The sequence below is a fragment of the Enterococcus sp. AAFC-DPL-5182 genome (assembly GCF_058216605.1).
Genome location: NZ_CM177101.1, coordinates 2975764 through 2994391, shown reverse-complemented (window position 1 = coordinate 2994391; position 18628 = coordinate 2975764). Strand labels below are relative to the sequence as shown.

14 protein-coding genes are annotated in these 18628 nt (G+C 35.7%); 10 read left to right on the top strand and 4 right to left on the bottom strand.

Going from position 1 to position 18628, the window contains the following annotated elements; all coding sequences use genetic code 11:
• Positions 1-143: 143 nt before the first annotated feature.
• The 4 genes from AC4BB7_RS14050 to sapS all read left to right on the top strand — a co-directional run bounded on the left by AC4BB7_RS14050 (position 144) and on the right by sapS (position 3833).
• Positions 144-671 carry a MepB family protein gene (locus AC4BB7_RS14050; RefSeq protein ID WP_490483443.1) on the top strand — a complete coding sequence of 176 codons (528 nt, stop codon included), beginning with the start codon at positions 144-146 and terminating at the stop codon, positions 669-671.
• Positions 672-1777: 1106 nt separating this feature from the next.
• The gene (locus AC4BB7_RS14045; protein WP_490483442.1) at positions 1778-1987 is read left to right on the top strand and encodes a hypothetical protein; all 210 of its coding nucleotides are present in this window, start codon (positions 1778-1780) and stop codon (positions 1985-1987) included.
• A gap of 132 nt (positions 1988-2119) precedes the next feature.
• A complete protein-coding gene (gene sapR / locus AC4BB7_RS14040; RefSeq protein ID WP_086314084.1) occupies positions 2120-2794 on the top strand; it encodes a two-component system response regulator SapR in 675 nt (224 codons plus the stop codon).
• 13 nt (positions 2795-2807) lie between these two features.
• The gene (gene sapS / locus AC4BB7_RS14035) at positions 2808-3833 is read left to right on the top strand and encodes a two-component system sensor histidine kinase SapS (RefSeq protein WP_490483441.1); all 1026 of its coding nucleotides are present in this window, start codon (positions 2808-2810) and stop codon (positions 3831-3833) included.
• 230 nt (positions 3834-4063) lie between these two features.
• Here the strand turns inward: sapS and AC4BB7_RS14030 are convergent, their stop codons facing one another.
• Both AC4BB7_RS14030 and AC4BB7_RS14025 read right to left on the bottom strand, forming a co-directional pair.
• Positions 4064-4858, bottom strand: a complete 795-nt coding sequence (locus tag AC4BB7_RS14030) for a hypothetical protein (RefSeq protein WP_490483440.1) — start codon at positions 4856-4858, stop codon at positions 4064-4066.
• 280 nt (positions 4859-5138) lie between these two features.
• Positions 5139-5432 (bottom strand): hypothetical protein, encoded by a 294-nt coding sequence (locus AC4BB7_RS14025; protein ID WP_490483439.1) that lies wholly within the window; start codon positions 5430-5432, stop codon positions 5139-5141.
• Positions 5433-6796: 1364 nt separating this feature from the next.
• Here AC4BB7_RS14025 and AC4BB7_RS14020 point away from each other — a divergent pair.
• The 6 genes from AC4BB7_RS14020 (at position 6797) to AC4BB7_RS13995 (ending at position 15534) form a co-directional block, all read left to right on the top strand.
• On the top strand, positions 6797-7660 hold the full coding sequence (locus AC4BB7_RS14020; RefSeq protein WP_490483438.1) for a GRP family sugar transporter: 864 nt from the start codon (positions 6797-6799) through the stop codon (positions 7658-7660).
• A gap of 83 nt (positions 7661-7743) precedes the next feature.
• Complete coding sequence (locus tag AC4BB7_RS14015; RefSeq protein WP_086314081.1) at positions 7744-9132, top strand: amino acid permease; 1389 nt, start codon at positions 7744-7746, stop codon at positions 9130-9132.
• A gap of 135 nt (positions 9133-9267) precedes the next feature.
• On the top strand, positions 9268-10632 hold the full coding sequence (fumC, locus tag AC4BB7_RS14010) for a class II fumarate hydratase (RefSeq protein WP_490483437.1): 1365 nt from the start codon (positions 9268-9270) through the stop codon (positions 10630-10632).
• A gap of 30 nt (positions 10633-10662) precedes the next feature.
• Positions 10663-11841: an NAD(P)-dependent malic enzyme gene (locus AC4BB7_RS14005; protein ID WP_490483436.1), complete on the top strand. Its 1179-nt coding sequence runs from the start codon at positions 10663-10665 to the stop codon at positions 11839-11841.
• A 267-nt stretch (positions 11842-12108) separates the two neighbouring features.
• Positions 12109-14118 (top strand): methionine--tRNA ligase, encoded by a 2010-nt coding sequence (gene metG / locus AC4BB7_RS14000; RefSeq protein WP_086314078.1) that lies wholly within the window; start codon positions 12109-12111, stop codon positions 14116-14118.
• 183 nt (positions 14119-14301) lie between these two features.
• Complete coding sequence (locus tag AC4BB7_RS13995; protein ID WP_490483435.1) at positions 14302-15534, top strand: hypothetical protein; 1233 nt, start codon at positions 14302-14304, stop codon at positions 15532-15534.
• A 68-nt stretch (positions 15535-15602) separates the two neighbouring features.
• Here the strand turns inward: AC4BB7_RS13995 and AC4BB7_RS13990 are convergent, their stop codons facing one another.
• Together AC4BB7_RS13990 and AC4BB7_RS13985 are read right to left on the bottom strand one after the other, a co-directional pair.
• A complete protein-coding gene (locus AC4BB7_RS13990; protein ID WP_490483434.1) occupies positions 15603-16193 on the bottom strand; it encodes a hypothetical protein in 591 nt (196 codons plus the stop codon).
• Between the two features lie 163 nt (positions 16194-16356).
• Positions 16357-18531 carry a HelD family protein gene (locus AC4BB7_RS13985; RefSeq protein ID WP_490483433.1) on the bottom strand — a complete coding sequence of 725 codons (2175 nt, stop codon included), beginning with the start codon at positions 18529-18531 and terminating at the stop codon, positions 16357-16359.
• Positions 18532-18628 lie beyond the last annotated feature (97 nt).

Genomic DNA, 18628 nt, shown 5'->3' with positions numbered 1-18628 from the left:
CTGTTAGAGTGATGTCTCAGCTTTTTAAAATTCGAATAAAGGCTCTTTTTTTCAAATTGCAAATAGTTGAATGGTATAATCCTTTATGTCCAACAGACCTACATGATAAAATAAAACGAACTCTTTTGGAAAGGAATGGATCTATGGAGTCATTGGAGTATTTAACAAAAATATTGGATAAAATCAGTTGTTCATCCTTTGAAAATATCCAAATTGAAGAACAAAATAAAGAGTACGAAGGAATGACCTTTTCAATAGGAAAACAAACTTTTAGAAGTAGAAAGGCAAAAAAAACGCCCAAGAAATCAGGATATTTTGTTGTTTTTTGGGAGAAAGATGAGGACAATCGAAATCAAGCTTATACTTCTTTGACTGCACCAGATATGCTAGTCATCACGGTATTTGATCAAGAAAAAATCGGACAATTCATTTTTCCTAAAGAGATTTTAGTGAAAAAGCATATTTTAAGCCACGAAGAAGTAATGGGCAAGATGGCCTTGCGAGTCTATCCTGACTGGGCTCAAGGCTTGAACAGCACAGCTGCTGCTACTCAAAAATGGCAAAGTCGCTTCTTTATTGATCTAACAAATAAAATTGATTTTGAAAAATTAGAACAGCTCTATTTTGCTTCAGAAGATTTGCCGGCTAAACAAAAAAGAAACTGGAAATAAGCCTCTGAGCTTATTTCCAGTCCTAATAGTCATCAATAAAGAAAATACAAACAATGATATTCATATAAAAGGAAGTATTGAAAAAGGTTACGTTGGTTTTTAATCATTGTGTTTTCTTAAAGAATACTTGGGAGTAGTATATGACTATTATTTTAAAGAATCACTGCTTACTTACTAAATCATCCAGGAGAATGGGTAAAAGACTGGTTGGGATCAGCTTTTAATATAGTCAATGGTTGGTTGACAGTTATATGTTATGATCTAAAAAGTAAGCAAGCGTTCTTTCAAGATAGAAACGAATAGATAAAAAAATGGCGTTGGATACACATCCAACGCCATTGTAAGTTCAATAAATAAGCATAAACATCCCAAAGTCAGAAAAAACTAGTATAAACCTCTAGAAATTTCTGTCAAAATTGAGTAAAATGGAAGATGTCAATGTATAAATATTGGCTTAAGCAACTTGATTGGTCAGGTGTTCACTGACTGTTCAGGGCTTCATGATTTAGTTGGTAGCTAAATTATGAAGTGCTTTTTTTTGTCCTATTCGTTTCTATCTATCATCCATTTTATAGGAAAACCCTTTTAGGGTCAATAAAGGGTTGAAAAAAAACTAAATAGTTAGAATTATATTTTCAAAAGTCATATTAAATAGCAGCGAATATCTACCCATGCAAAGACTGTAAAACGAATAAAGAAAAGTATCAAAGGTGTTAAGGATAAAATTAATCCTATTGTAATAGTATCAAGAAAGGGGCTTAAATAGTCCCAATATATGTGGAAAATAGTATGAATTAGCAGTAATAATTGTTATACTTTTAGTGAAAATAGTAGTAGGGATCTGGAAGGAAGAGAAGTAGTTGTAATTCATATAGCTTTATCGAGGAGCCACTTAATTTTACTTTGTATGTCTACATAATTTTTTTTTAGAAACATATATAGTATTAAGAATGGCGAGATGATCAAACAGAATGCGGCCATTAATAGGTTTATCACATGTTGAGAGAGGCAAATTAAAGTCTGATCTATTTAAAAGAGATTGTTTCTGATTAATAGTGTAAAATGTAAGTGGATACAAAATTGAACGGGTTTGTGAGGAGAAAAAAATGTTGATAGAACTAGTTATATTGCTAACGATTTTTACATATGGCAGTAATTTTATCTTATATTTGATTCTTAGGACAAAGGAAAAAATCCAAGGAATCGAAAAACTGTCGATCTTTTTTGGTGTGAATATGACAATTTTACTTTTAGATGGTGTTTTTTTGTTCATTGGAAAAGCACTAGCTGATAGCGGAGTTGTTGTGCTGGAGTAAGTATGGAAGGATCAAAAGAACCTTTTGGATTTTACTTCATTTTTTCAGTTGAAATTTCGGCTAAAAGTCCTATATGAATGACGAGGATTTTCTGATAAGGTACAATAGAAAGAAACAACTGGAGGGTAAATGATGGCAAAAATCATGATTATAGAAGATGAAACAACGATTCGTGAACTGATCAGCGAAGAATTGCAGAAGTGGCAATTTGATACATTTGGAACAACAAACTTTAATAATGTTTTAGAAGATTTTCAACGAGAAGACCCGCAATTGGTTTTATTAGATATCAATCTTCCTGTTTTTGATGGCTACTACTGGTGCCAGAAAATTCGCGAGATTTCAAAAATTCCAATCATTTTCATCTCTAGCCGTAATACCAATATGGATATGATCATGGCAATGAATATGGGCGCTGATGATTTTGTTACAAAGCCATTTCAAATCGATGTGCTGATTGCAAAAATCAATGCATTATTGCGCCGTTCATACAATTATTCAGAAGTCGGCAGTGAGATTATGTCACATAATGGAATTACGTTGAATGTTGATAATGGTAGTATGGAGATCAATGGCGAAGTGATCGATTTAAGTAAAAATGAATATCGCCTATTGTATATTTTGATCAAGAAACACGGGAAAATTTTAACGAGAGAGAAATTGTTGCGTGCGTTGTGGGAAGATGAGCGCTTTGTAGATGATAATACCTTGACTGTTAACATCAATCGTTTGAGAAAAAAAATCGAACAAGCTGGACTTGAGGGGTATATCGAGACGAAGGTAGGACAAGGCTATATTGTGCCATAGATAGGAGAAGAGAATGACAATTTGGAAGTATTTAAAAGATCATTGGCTTCTGTTGATTGGTTGGCTGTTTTTTATTGGAGTTACTTGCTTTATTTTATGGCTTTCTCCAGATATGGTCGTGAATCCATCGGTAATCGGTTATTTGGTATTATTGCAAGGATTATTCTTATTACTTTTTCTAGCAATCGATTATTCATTAAAAAAACGTTGGTGGCGCTCCTTGGATATTTCAGAACATCCACCTTCTCTTGAGCTTTATTTAGAAGAAGCTTCAAAAACGGAAGAGAAGCTGGTTCAAAATTATATTAATGGTTTATTGATTGAGCACCAGCAAACGATGCAACAAGCAATCAACAATCAACAAGATCAAAAAGACTATATCGATTCATGGGTTCATGAAATCAAAGTTCCTTTAGCCGCAGTGAATTTGATTTTACAATCAATTGAAGATGACATTCCAGAAAAAAAATATTATTTAGTCGAAAATGAGTTAAGTAAAATCGATGAGTATGTCGAACAAGTTCTTTATTATGCTAGATTGGACAGTTTTTCTAGAGATTATTTGATTCAGGAATATTCGTTAAAAGAAATTGTTCAATCAGTGATTCGTACGCAGGGAAATTATTTTATTCAAAAGAATTTGCGTTTTTCAATTGAAGGAAACGACCAAATGGTATTGACGGATGCTAAATGGGTAGCGTTTATTTTTAAACAATTAGTGAGCAATGCAATCAAATATACACCGGCTGGCGGTGAAATCACGGTTACACTTTCACGGACGAAAGAAGGCGCGTGTTTGTCTTTGAAAGATAGTGGAATTGGAATTCCCAAAGAAGATCAGCATCGAATCTTTGATAAAGGATTTACAGGTGAAAATGGTCGGACAAGTGAGCAGCATTCAACAGGATTAGGCTTGTATTTGGCGAAAAGTCTTGCGGATAAGTTAGGACATCAGCTGACGATGGAATCCGTTGAAGGAGAAGGCACAACGATGAATTTGTTGTTTCCCTTTTTGAGTTATTTTAATGAGCGAAGATAAAAATAGTGTTGGGAAATAATTGATTTATTTCTCAGCACTATTTTTCATAGTAGAAGATGTAAAAAAATATAATTCCCTCAATTTAAAAAAATAAAAACTGGAGTTCATAATAGATTTATAAGTTATACGAAGTAACGTAAATAATATGTAATTTGTAGTTAGCAGACGTTACTTTTGGAGAAGAATTATTGTGTTAAAAAGGGAAATGGATACACTTTTTAACGCAATAATTAAAAAAAATACCGTTCTATGAGTATTCCTGCAATTACTCCAATAACTAGATTTAGTGTATATTTAATTATCTTATACAAAATAGTTTCTTTAAATGCCAAAAACTTTCCTTTTATGCTAGTCCCATAGATTTCACTTTTTTTTGTGTTAGTTTTTAATCTCCCATTAGCCGCAAGGGAAAGATAGTGAGAAAATAGCTCAACTTTACTTGCTGTGGACATATTTACTTTTATATATTCAGATTGTTTTATTGCTTCTGCTTCTTCTTCTCCACTTAAAAAATCTCGCTGATCAATATTATTTATTGACAAGAGATTTTTCATTTTTGATTTTGGAGCATAATTCTTACCGTAAATTTTTACCAACATCCACGCAAAATCAATTTTATTATAATCATGTATAAGTTCTGGTTTACCTCGAAGTGTTTCGTATCTGTGTTCAATGGCTTTGAAACCATAATTATGATCACGCATACTCCAGTGAATCCACTTTTTACTGGAGTTTCGGTTTACAAATTCAAAAAATCTTTTTAAAAGTTCTTTTTCTAAGTTATCAATTTTTTCTTTAATTTTATTAGATGGAATTTTTTTAAGCTCGGCCATTTGGTTTATTGTAAACATTGTAGTTTGACCATCATCTAGTTGCCTAACCGCAATACATACAACTCTTGAGGTTTCACCATTTTCTTCATAAAAACTTTCGCAAGCGTAATGAATAATAAGATAATCCTTTTTATTAGAATCAATAGTTTTTAGCTGTGCCAGTGCATCTTGTCTATCTGAATATAATGTCATTTAATTTTCTCCTAAAGTGTTAGTTAATCTTATTATAAATGTAAAAGGGCAAATAATAAATAGAGAAGTAGAGAATATATGAACTATTTCTAAAAGGAGATTAAGCGCTTTTTAGAGAGAGTTGTTTCACACTCCTAGTTCATTACAATGAGCTGTTAACTCAAATGATAAATATATTAGAAAAAAGTATAAACACAGAATTTTCAAGATACTACGTAGAACAAATTTGTCCTACGTAGTTTTGTGGCTGTCCAAAAATATAGACTGAAAACTCACTTTTTTATTTCTTAATAAAATGAGTTTCTACTTTTTGTTCTCTATTTAATTTTTCGATTTTGGCTTGTTCTGCTTCCATTAAACGGATAAATTCTGTAAAAAAAACGTGGAACAAATGCCCACATGCATAGTATTCTTTGATGACTTTTTTCTTGTTGATTGGACCTGTGCGGAATTGGAAGAAATGATCTAATACAGCGAGTGGTTCTTGCCAAGAGTATAAATGGTCTAGTAAATCTTGTAAGTCGGTAATATCTTGATAGGGAATTGCTTTTAGGTTATGTAACTCTTTTTTCATAATAGTTCTCTCCTTTTTTTGAAGTGCTGAATTTTGTGCTTCAGCACTTCCGAATGTACGCATTGACTTAGGCAACTTTTTTTAACTAGCGGTAGTAATGACTTGTATATGATTAGTGTAAGTCTGGTAGATTTCTATCGCCTTCTTTTTGGGTAAAACAAAAAAACGTTATTGGAGAAATCAGTGATAAAAACTCAACGACTTTTTATCATCCTAAAACTACCAATACCGTTATCAATTATCTAGAAAAAGTCTGCAGACTTTATCAAGTACATGATTTTAACAAAAAGTTTCCAGACGGACTAGAAAAATGTAGTAAAATTGGGTACAATAAAGAATGCTAGGACTTTGTGCTAGCAATTGGCAACTTGTATAGATAGTTGATGTTATCTATGCAAGGCTTCATCAGTTGGTTGTCGCCAAGTGGTGAAGTGCCTTTTTTTATTTGAAGTAAACCTCCTTTACTTGAATTTGTAGAATAGAAAAAACGATATCAGGAAATGTCCCAATATCGTTCACAATAGTCTCTAAGAATCATCTACCACTTCTTCTAAAATAACCCAAAAGTTAACAAACCTATAGAAAAAATAGGCAAGATTTAGGTACAGCAAAAGAAGCTAGTACATGTTATTAACACTATTGGCAACTCGTTTGGGCAGTTGATGCTGTCTTTACAAGGATTCAATTATCCGGTTGTCGCCAGATTTTGAAGTGCCAATTTATTTTTATATTTTGTTTTTAATTTTCTATCCTACTCTTTAAGTATATATGAAAAGAATGCGAATACGCAACCTAATTTTGCTCGTAAACCTTATTAAATAACACGAAAAATTGCTCCCTATATATAAGGGAAAATAACAGAAAAAATTTTGAAGTCATTTCTAATTTAGCCAAAATAGGTACATAAAAGTAAAATAATTCATGCAAAGGGGGTGAGTAGTATGCTATACTTTTTAGTGTAGAGAAGTTATGTTGGTGGCTACTTCTGAAAAGTGGAGGTGCTTATGAATGTAAGTGATGAAATCTCAGAAGATGCAAAGCTCCCAAAGTCGCCTTATACTGTTTAACATCAGCCTATAAAACAAAAAACATCAAATTAATTGTAGATATGCTTACGTCTGAAACGGTTCTACATAAGAGAGATTTCAAGAGGAATTGTAGCACATTATTTTTTTGCTACATGCTTGTATTTAGAATTAGATATGGAAAAGATAGAGTCTATAATGGTTTCTGTATGTATTATTGTTAAAAAGAGTACGCTCTTTCAAGTCACTATTCTCTCAAACTTTTCCCTATCTTATGGTTGCATAGCAAACGCTTTTATTGTTAGACTAAACTTATTATACTTTTGATAGGAGCATATTATGGAATTATTAGTGGCTTTGATCCCGATGTTTGCTTGGGGCAGTATTGGTCTTGTCAGTGGCAAAATCGGTGGTAGCGCCAATCAGCAGACACTAGGCATGACCATTGGCGCATTGTTTTTCTCGATAATTATCTTTTTGGTTGTCCAGCCCGTGATCACTATCCAGATGATCGTGATCGGCATTTTATCGGGATTGTTCTGGAGTGTTGGGCAAAACCAACAATTCCACGGCATGAAATACTTAGGTGTATCTGTAGGATTACCTGTTTCAACGGGAATGCAGCTGATCGTCAATACGATTGCTGGCGCTGTGTTTTTTCATGAATGGAAAGGCAGTCGAGATTTTCTTTTAGGGTTTATTGCACTTGGGTTATTGGTGTTGGGGGCGTATTTAACAGCTCGGCAAGATGATGACAGTGGTGTGAAAACAACGAACAAGATGCTTGATTTTAACAAAGGATTGCGGGCATTGATCGTCTCGACAATCGGTTATGGCGCATATACGATCATTATCAATGCAGCTGGACTTGATCCGATGGGCATTATTTTACCTCAAAGTATTGGTATGGTGATTGGTGCTAGTTTCTTTGCCTTTAAAAAGGTCAAATTGGATCGCTTTGTTTGGCGGAATATGAGTTGCGGTCTTTTGTGGGGCTTAGGGAATATCTGTATGCTATTAACGATGCGTCAAATTGGTTTAGCAATCAGTTTCTCATTGTCTCAAATGGGCATTATTATCTCAACTTTAGGCGGAATCTACCTACTTGGGGAGCACAAGTCTAAAAAAGAAATGAGATATGTTATTATTGGTTGCTTATTCGTTATTTTAGGTGGTATCCTTTTAGGGTATATGAAAGCGTAAATGTCATATTTACGCTTATTTTTATGAGGAAATTTTGCAATTATTAAGACTAGAAAACGGATTGATTTATTGGAGGAAAAGAAATGTCGATGTTTCGGAAAAAAGAGCTGACGGCGGTCTCAAGTGAGCCAAGCTCAATGAAAAAGGATTTAAAAACAATGGACTTGATCATGCTTGGGATCGGTGCGATTGTTGGAACAGGAATTTTTGTCGTGACAGGTGTTGCGGCTGAACAATATGCGGGGCCTGCGTTGTCACTTTCATTTTTAGTTGCGGCAGGTGCGATTATTTTAGCTGGATTGTGTTATGCAGAATTTGCATCAAGAATTCCAGCAATTGGTGGGCCGTATGCTTATATGTATGTTGTGTTTGGTGAACTGGTTGCTTGGATGACAGGTTGGTTAGTGATTTGTGAGTTCTTTTTAGCGGTCTCTTCGGTGGCCTCTGGTTGGTCTGGTTATGTTCATGGCTTTTTAAATAGCTTTGGTGTGGATTTACCGAAAGCGTTGAGCGGAGCATACAACCCAGCGAATGGCACCTATGTTGATTTGATTGCAATGTTGGTTCTGTTAGCTGTTACATTTTGGGTATCGCTAGAAGCGAAAACAGCGTTGCGTTTAAATAATGTGATGGTTTTTGTTAAGTTTGGAATTATTGCGCTCTTTTTAGTAGTCGGTATTTTTTATGTGAAACCTGATAATTGGCAGCCATTTATGCCGTTTGGATTTTCAGGCGTAGTCAGTGGAGCTGCAGTTGTTTTCTTTGCATTTTTAGGTTTTGATGCCGTGAGTATGACCGCAGAAGAAGTAAAAAATCCGCAAAAAGATATCCCAAAAGGAATCATTGGCTCAATCATTATTGCTACTGTTTTATATGTGATCGTAACATTAGTGTTAACAGGAATCGTGCCGTTTGATGCACTTGGCGTGAAAGATCCAGTAGCGTTTGCGATGCGTTTTGTTCAACGTGATGGTGTGGCTGGTGTGATTTCTGTAGGGGCGATTTTAACACTGTTGACTGTGACGATTTCTATGATGTATAGTCTAGCAAGAATTATTTATGCCATCAGTAAAGATGGTTTATTGCCGAAGTTTATGAGTAAAATCGATGAAAAAAATCGTACACCGAAAAATGCAACGTATGTAGCAGGGATTTGCACGATGATTTTTGCTGGTTTAGTCCCGATGGAGTTACTAGCTGAATTGACGAATATTGTGACCTTGATGTATTTGATCGTGATGGCGATCGGGATTATTCGTTTAAGAAAAGTAGCTGGCGATCCTAAACCGGGGGAATTTAAAATTCCATTTGTTCCGTTTGTCCCGATTTTATTAGTCATCGTTAGCATTGGTTTGATGCTGCAATTACAGGCTGCGACTTGGAAGGCTTTTGTAATAGCATTAGTTTTAGGCTTTGCAATTTATTTTGGGTATGGCTATAAACATAGTAATGAAGGTAAGGTTAAAAATTAAAAGTAGAAATCAGTGATCGAAAGGATTGCTGATTTTTTTTCTGTCTTTTTCCTGAATAAAGGATTTTTACTGTAAATCGAGATTGGTTTACAGTATAGTGATAGTAAAGTGTGAAAAAAGGGGAGGATCACAAGCATGTCTTATCGTATTGAACAGGATTCTATGGGAGAAATTCAAGTTCCTGAAACGGTACTTTGGGGAGCGCAAACCGAGCGTAGCCGCCAAAATTTTAATATTGGGATAGAGAAAATGCCAATAGCTCTGATTCGGGCACTAGCATTAGTAAAAAAGAATGCAGCGAAAGCGAATGAAGCAACTGGAAAATTAGACACAGTAATCAGTCAAGCCATCCAACAAGCCGCAGATCAGATCATTAAAGGCGAGGTAGATGAGCATTTTCCATTATCTTTATGGCAAACTGGTAGCGGTACGCAAACCAATATGAATGTTAACGAAGTGATTGCCCATTTAGCAGCTAAATCTGGCGTAACCGTTCATCCCAATGATCATGTCAATATGTCTCAAAGTTCAAATGATGTGTTTCCAACAGCGATTCATGTAGCAGGCGTGCAGTTGATCGAGCAGCAATTATTTCCTGTGATGAAACAAATGCTTAAAACGTTACATACACTTGAAACTGAAAATGAAAAGATCATTAAAATCGGACGGACCCATTTACAAGACGCAACTCCAGTGACTTTTGCCCAAGAAATCAGCGGTTGGCGTTCGGGTCTTGAACACAGTTATCAGATGCTAGAGTTAACGCTGAGTGAGCTTAAACAATTGGCACTTGGCGGCACAGCTGTAGGAACTGGGCTGAATGCGTCTAAAGAATATATTCAATCATTTTTTACTCACTTGAATCAAGAAATGAGCAATCAATTTTCAGAAGATCCCAATAAATTTCATGGTTTAGCTAATAAAGACGCGATTGTTTTTACTTCTGGTGCGTTAAAAGCGCTAGCTGCCAATGCAATGAAAATGGCGAATGATATCCGCTGGATGGCAAGTGGTCCGCGAAGCGGTTTGGGCGAAATCACGATTCCCGCCAATGAGCCAGGCAGTTCTATCATGCCTGGGAAAATCAATCCAACACAATCGGAAGCTTTGACCATGATTGCCATACAAGTGATGGGAAATGATACCACGATTGGCATGGGAGCTTCACAAGGAAACTTTGAATTAAATGTCTACATGCCGGTAATGGCGCATAATTTGATCCAAAGCATTGAATTATTAACCGATGGACTGCGTTCTTTTGATCAAAATTGTTTGGTTGGAATCAAGGCAGATCAGGAAAAAATGACTCAATATGTGGAACAATCGTTAATGCTTGTTACAGCTTTAAATCCACATATTGGATATGATAATGGGGCGAAAATCGCCAAAAAAGCTTTTGCAGAAAATACAACACTAAAACAGGCAGCAGTCACTTCAGGTCTAGTAACCGAAGCAGAATACGAAAGCTGGGTCAAACCAGAGCAGATGTTAGGCAAATAAACAGAGTGATCTTGGAAAGGAAAGAGAAAAATGGCAGATATTTATGAAGAAGCATTGAAAGCACACGCAAAATGGCGAGGAAAGATCGACATTCATTCAAAAGCCAAAGTGAAAACAAAAGAGGATCTATCATTAGCTTATACACCAGGTGTGGCTGAACCATGTAGAAAAATCCATGACAATCCGAATTCAGTGTACGATTATACGTGGAAAGGCAATACTGTAGCAGTCGTAACCGACGGTACAGCTGTTCTTGGGTTAGGCGATATTGGTCCTAAAGCGGCATTGCCAGTTATGGAAGGAAAAGCATTGCTGTTTAAAGAATTTGCTGGAATCGATGCGATTCCCATTTGTTTAGATACGAAAGATCCTAAAGAAATAATTGCGATTATCAAAGCAATGGCTCCAACCTTTGGCGGAATCAATTTAGAAGATATCTCTGCTCCACGCTGTGTAGAAATTGAGCGTACATTAATGGAAGAGCTGGATATTCCGGTCTTTCATGATGATCAGCATGGAACAGCAATCGTAACGATTGCAGCGTTGATCAATGCGTTGAAAATTGTGGATAAAAAAGTCGATGATATCAAAGTGGTTGTATCAGGAACAGGTGCAGCAGGTAGTGCAATCATAAAAATGTTGCATCATTTTGGCGTGAAAAATATCATCGCGTTCAATATTGACGGTGCATTATCCAAAACAATGGATAGATCGATGAATTTTTTAGAGAAAGAAATTGTTGAAATCACGAATCCTGAAAACTTTAGTGGATCTTTAGGAGAAGCCATGGTTGGAGCAGATGTGTTTATCGGCGTTTCTGCACCTAAATTGGTGTCAAAAGAAATGGTCGCCTCAATGAATACAGGTGCTATTGTCTTTCCAATGGCTAATCCCGAATCAGAAATCGATTATCAAGAGGCAATCGATGCAGGCGCGGCAGTTGTAGGAACAGGGCGTTCGGATCATCCAAACCAAATCAATAACGTTCTGGCTTTTCCAGGATTGTTTAAAGGTGCCTTTGTCGCTGGTGCTACGAAAATTACTGAAAACATGAAACTGGCTGCAGCAAAAGCCATTGCGGAAATTATTCCAGAATCAGAACTTACGAGTGAATACATTATCCCCTCTCCTTTTAATCAAGAATTAGTGGATGTCATCATACGTGAAGTCGCTGAAACGGCTGTTCAAGATGGTGTTATTAGAGGGTAAACATAAAAACAGCTAAAAGAGTGCCAGACAAAACTAAAACGTAATAATCGGTGGCCAAAAGTCAGGTTCTTAGGCAATTTCGTAAAAAACGAGCAATACGAAAAGCGTATTGTTCGTTTTTTACGAAATTGGTCGAACCTAAGCGGCTTTTGGCTCAACCTCTTTTTTATCTTGAGAAAATATCAGGATTTCTAGTTCAATAAAGCCAAGTGTGGTATACTATTTAGGAGTAAATTCAAGAGAATGCTAGAAGGAGGATGTTTCTACATGTCAGAAAAAGAAACATTTTATATCACCACCCCGATTTATTATCCAAGCGGACAACTACATATCGGCAATTCTTATACAACGATTGCTTGTGATGCGATGGCCCGTTACAAACGTTTGATGGGCTTTGACGTATTTTACTTAACAGGTGTGGATGAACATGGACAAAAAATTGAAAATAAAGCCTCAGAATTAGGCGTTACGCCTAAAGAATATGTGGATAAAATGGCAGCAGATGTTCAAAAGTTATGGAAAACACTGGATATCAGCTATGATAAATTCATCCGTACAACGGACGATTACCATAAAAAAGCCGTTCAGCAAATCTTTGATCGCTTATTAGAACAAGGAGATATCTACCTTGGCGAATACGAAGGTTGGTATTCTGTTTCTGATGAAGAATACTTTACAGAAACACAATTAGCAGAAGTCTATCGCGATGAAGAAGGTAAAGTGATAGGTGGTAAAGCACCAAGTGGTCACGAAGTAGAATTAGTCAAAGAAGAATCGTATTTCTTCCGTATGAGTAAATATGCGGATCGTTTATTGGCATACTACAATGAACACCCAGAATTTATTCAACCTGAATCACGTAAAAATGAAATGATCAACAATTTCATCAAACCAGGTTTAGAAGATTTAGCCGTGTCACGTACGACATTTTCATGGGGAATTCCATTATCGAATGATCCGAAACATGTGGTTTACGTTTGGATCGATGCGCTATCTAACTATATTACCGCTTTGGGTTATGGATCAGAAGATGACAGCCTATTTAAAAAATACTGGCCAGCAGATGTTCATATGGTCGGAAAAGAAATCGTTCGTTTCCATACGATTTATTGGCCAATTATGTTGATGGCTTTAGACTTACCGTTACCTAAGAAAATTTTTGGTCATGGTTGGTTGTTGATGAAAGACGGTAAAATGTCTAAATCTAAAGGCAATGTGGTTTACCCAGAAATATTAGTGGATCGCTATGGCTTAGATGCGCTGCGTTATTATTTATTGCGTGCGATTCCGTTTGGAAGTGATGGCGTCTTTACGCCAGAAGATTTCGTTTCTCGTTTAAATTACGATTTGGCGAATGATTTAGGAAACTTACTAAACCGTACGATTGCGATGATCAACAAATATTGTGAGGGACATGTTCCCACATACGCTTCAAAAGTTACGCCGTTTGACAGCGAGTTATCTACTACTGCTGCAAATGTGATCGGAAAATACCATGAAGCAATGGAAAAAATGGAATTCAACACGGCGATTGCCGAAGTTTGGACGTTGATTTCACGCGCGAATAAATATATCGACGAAACACAACCTTGGGTTTTAGCCAAAGATGAAGAGAAGAAAAATGAATTAGATAGTGTTATGGTCCATTTAGCTGAAAGTTTGCGTATTGTAGCGATTCTGTTACAACCTGTGATGACTGAGACACCAACAAAAATCTTTGAACAATTAGGGTTAGATCCTGATACGATGAATATGGAAGAGATCCATTTTGGTGAATTTCCAACTGAAGTCAAAGTGGTTGCGAAGGGAACACCGATTTTCCCACGTTTAGAGATCGATACAGAAGTACTTTATATTCAAAAGAAGATGTCTCAAAATGCGCAAACAACAACGGAAGAAATCAAATGGGACCCAGAAGAAACAGAACTTATTTCTACAAAAGAAAAAGAAATCAAATACGAAGATTTTGATAAAGTAGAGCTAAAAGTAGCCGAAGTCATTGATTGTAAAAAAGTCAAAGGTGCTGATAAGTTACTACAATTCCGTCTAGACGCAGGAGATGAGCAAGACCGTCAGATTCTTTCTGGTGTGGCTGAGTTCTATCCAGATCCAAGTGCATTAATTGGTAAAAAAGTTGTGATTGTAGCAAACTTGAAGCCAAGAAAAATGCGTGGTCAGATCAGCCAAGGAATGATTCTTTCTGCTGAATCGCCAGAAGGAAAGTTACAAATCCTCGATGCGCCAAAAGAAATGCCAAACGGGGCAATCATCGCATAATTGAAGTAAGATAAAAACAACCAAAGTGTCAGTCTAGTTCAACTATAGACTGACACTTTGGTTGTTTTTGCTAAACTTAATAATTTGAAAAATATGATTGAAATTTATATCAAAAGAATATAATTTATTGTATCATTATGATAGAACCAAAAAATTTAAGTCAAGAAATAAGGAGAATGTTGGATGAAAATGAAGAAATATCTGTTGGGGATCATCACGGGGGTAGCGATTTTTCTATTAGCCGCGTGTGGATCAGATCCAAGAAAAGATTTTACAAAAGAGTTATTTAGCTCTAAAGGTGAGGAGTATAATGCTTCTAGCTTTAAGATGAAGATCAAGGATTTAACTTACGATGGTGACGATGGCGGGGCATATGTCAAAATGATTGCCAGTCAGCTAAAAGACATGAGCATTGACGGGAAATATGCGATCGATGATAAAAAAGAGATGATGAAAATGGAAATCACAGCCAATCTATTTGGTGAGAAATTACCATTTCAATTTGTTGGAAATGCAGATAAATATTACATGTCCACTAGTTTTGTTTCAGGTCTGATGGATTTAGCAAATTCTTTCGGTTATCCAGTTGAACTTAACAAGAGTGAATTGAATAAACTAAAAGGAAAGTACATCGATCTTGCTAAAGCTGGGGACACTTTAACTTCAGGTGAATTAGAGAAGAAAACAAATCCAATAAAGAATAAGATGTTTACAAATGCTGAAAATTCTAAAATGGGTAGAGAAATCAAAAAGTTGATCGAAAGCTTTGATAAAAAAACATTTACAAAAGACAAAGACGTTGTTACGCATACCTTTACCAAAAAAGAAATCATCCAAATAATGGAAAAAATCGATGAAGTTGCCAAAGAAAATAAAGACTACAAAAAATCAGGCGACCAAAAAGAAATGGAAGATGCGATCAAATCATTGAAGAACGATTTGGATAAAATGGATATAAAAATCAGTATCAATCAAAAAACTAAAGCATTTGATATGGAAATGTCTATAGCTGCGACAGATGAAGAGGAAGCTAAAATGGGCATTGTGATGACAATTGCTGTTACACCAGAAAAAAATAGTAGCAAAATCAAGATGCCAAGCAAAAAAGAAATCATTAGCCAAGATGAATTAGATGCTATCTTAGCGAATATTACTGGAACTATTTCTGATGATTCAGATGTAGATTTAGAGGATGACTCAATCGATTACAGTGATTTAAAAGACGATCCAGAAATTCAAAAGTTGATGGATGAACAGTTAGATGAAATGATTAAACAAATAGAAGCTAATCCAAGTGCTATAACAGAAGAAAATGCAAAAGAAGCGCGTGAAGGTGCAAAAGATATCTTCAATGAAGAACAAATGAAAAAATTAAATGATGCCTTAGATAAAGCATTGAAAGCTGGAACTGTTTAAAGAGATTGAAAAAAGTAGACTGCCTCATTTTTATGTGAGGCAGTCTACTTTTAGTCTATATTTCATTGTTAAAATTTTAGATTCTTATTTGATTTCAATCTACGGAAACGTGTTGGCAAAAGCATGATCAATAGTGAAAAAGGAACACTAATGATCGACCAAGTCAAAGTTCGGCTCAAACTATTATGTTTATATAACCAGTTAAGCAAAAAATGTAGCCCTACTATACTAACAGCAACAAAAGCTAAGACTGCATAATCAGGTTCATTTTTAACAACAGTACGGATGATACCTCCAATTAGAGGCACTAGATAAAAGTACGCACCCGTCAATGAAATTCGCCAACTTTTTGCGACAGTTCCAAGGTTTATTATGAAAAATACAATAGAGAGTAAAATCCCTAACGGTGGGAAAAAAGCGAGTAACGCTGAATAAATAGCTCCCCACAACAGCATCATAGGTCCTTTTACTATCGCTGCAAGAACAATGAAGACGGCAATCAAAAGGAACTGCTGTGTCATGGTTCCATAAGCCAATAGACCAAAAAGAATCAATATTAGCCAATGCCAGACTGTATTAACTTGAGGTTTTCGTTGAATAGTTACGTTCTCTCGGATCGTTGATTTTAAAAAGTCAGATTCTTCAAAGAAATTTTTCAAACAGCATTCACTCCTATCAAATTGAAAATCAGACTGGAGTTAAGTTTACTGTGGAATAGGGAAAAAAACATCGGGCTAAAGTCTGTGTTTTTAGCCCGATGTTTTTAAGAATTTATTACGGAAAATGGAATGATTTTACGATTTAGAGTCTTGAAGAGAATGATTACTCAGTTTTCAACAACTCAGAAATCTCCCCAACATAAGGCAGAAACACCTGTTTCATCCCGCGAGAAATCGCTGTATAAAGAATCTTTTTCTCTCTGTCAGTCGTTCCATAACGTAATTTTGAAGGATCATGGATGATGACATTATCAAACTCTAGTCCTTTAGCCATATCAATTGAAAGAATTTGAGTATCGATCGCGCTATTTTTTTGCGCAAGTTGTTGTTTCAATAATTCTGCATCTGAGGCTGTTTTTGTGATCACCACAGTATCTTCTGCTTTTTCCAATGAAGCCAAAAGGGAAGTTAAAGTATCAAGATACGCTACTTCATCGTCACATTCAATAAAAGCAGGTTTTTCACCATCTTTTCGGATCGATACGATTTTAAGCTTTTCATGATTGGTCACTAAAGTCTGAAATAACTGAGTGATCTCTTTACTTGAACGGTAACTATTTAATAGCTGATAAGACGTAACAGAACGGCTAGATGCCGATAGTAATTCTTTCAACCCAATAAAACTGACTGATGTATTAAAAATCGCTTGATTTTCATCTCCTGCCAAAGTAAAGTTCGCTTGTGGGAATAATTTAAGTAGTAAAAGAATTTGAGCTTCTGTATAGTCTTGGACTTCATCCACTAAAATAAATGCCATTTGTCGATTGGATAAATCCTCAATAAATTTATCTTTAAGCAATAACAAAATCACTACTTCATCTGCAGTATAAACGGTCGTTGTTCTTTGATACGCATCTTGTTGATAATGTTGATATAAAGCTTCAAAAAGTAACCATTGGTCAAACCAAGCAATATTCGTAATCCCATCCACTACTTTGCGGTATTTTTGCTGTAGTCGTTGAAGTGCATACTCCACTAATTGTTCCTCGTCTTCTGCATCAAAAGTTGTGTCAAAGTAGCGTAACTGTTCGGCTTCAGTCAAGTCTTGCATTTGATCGATCATTTGCTTGGATTTTGACTGTTTGATCAAATAACGATTCCACAAACTTGATAGTTTTTCTTTTGTTGCGGAAAGTCGATCTCGGATCGATAAAGTCGTTGGTGTTTCTTGATATAAATTGAAAATCAGTTCAGCCGAAAAGATCGGTTTACGTTTGAATAAAATCGGTTTGAATAATGATTGTTGAATTAGGGAAGCATCTTCGAAAGAGTGAATAAAATCAACAAATTTTTGTGATTGAATCACTCTTTGCTGGGCACTTACCTGTTCAGCAGTGATTCGTTTGAAATAAGCTGATTCACTTTCAATCGGTGTTTTTTCGCGAAAGGTAAATTTAAGGAACTGTAATAAAGTCAAATTCAATGGATTTCGTTCACCTAAATTCGGTAACACCTGAGAAATATAATCAATAAAGGTGGAGTTAGGAGAAAGCAGTAAAATATCATCAGCTGTAATCTTGGTTCGATGATTATACAGTAAATAAGCAATTCGCTGCATGATCGCTGATGTTTTCCCGCTACCTGCAATCCCATTGACTAAAAGCAAAGGATGACGTTCATCTCGAATGATCTCATTTTGTTCTTGTTGGATCGTTGTTGTGATATCTTTCATGTATTGAGAAGAATCCGCTTCTAGTGAATGGAGTAAAATATCATCTTGGATCGCAAGGCTAGTATCAAAGAAATTAATCAAACGATCTTCCTCAATAATCAATTGCCTTTTTAGATTTAACGTAACAGGAATCTCTGTCTTATTGACAAGGTAACTGCTGTCACCTAAAACATTATTATAAAAAAGGGAAGCAATCGGTGAACGCCAATCGTAGATCCGTGATTCACCTTCCAGATTGGTAAAATCATTCATCCCGATATAAAAAATATCCCGATCAGAATCTGCATCTAAGAATGTAACATCAATTTTTCCAAAATAAGGAACTTTCAGTAGTCGTTCGACTTTTTCCAGTTGCTTAGCAGCAGTTGCGTTTTGGATGTTTAATTGGTCGATCTCCCTGTTTTTCATTTCCATCATGGCAAACGTCTCTAAGTTATCTGAGTAACTATCAAAATTTAGTTTTGTATCACCGCTAAATTGCTCTAGTACCGACTTTCCTGTGGTGTTGACTTCATCGATAGCGGTTTGATAGGTGTCTTTTGCTTGAGTTAATTCTTCGTAAACCTGATGTAGATGATGCGTTTCTTGTGTGCGATCGTTTGACATATTGGTTCCTCCTGACATAAATTGCCGTGACCGAATAGTATAAGCTATTTTTTTTAATAAAGCAATTATAAGAAGCTGATAATTTATCGAAGCTGTC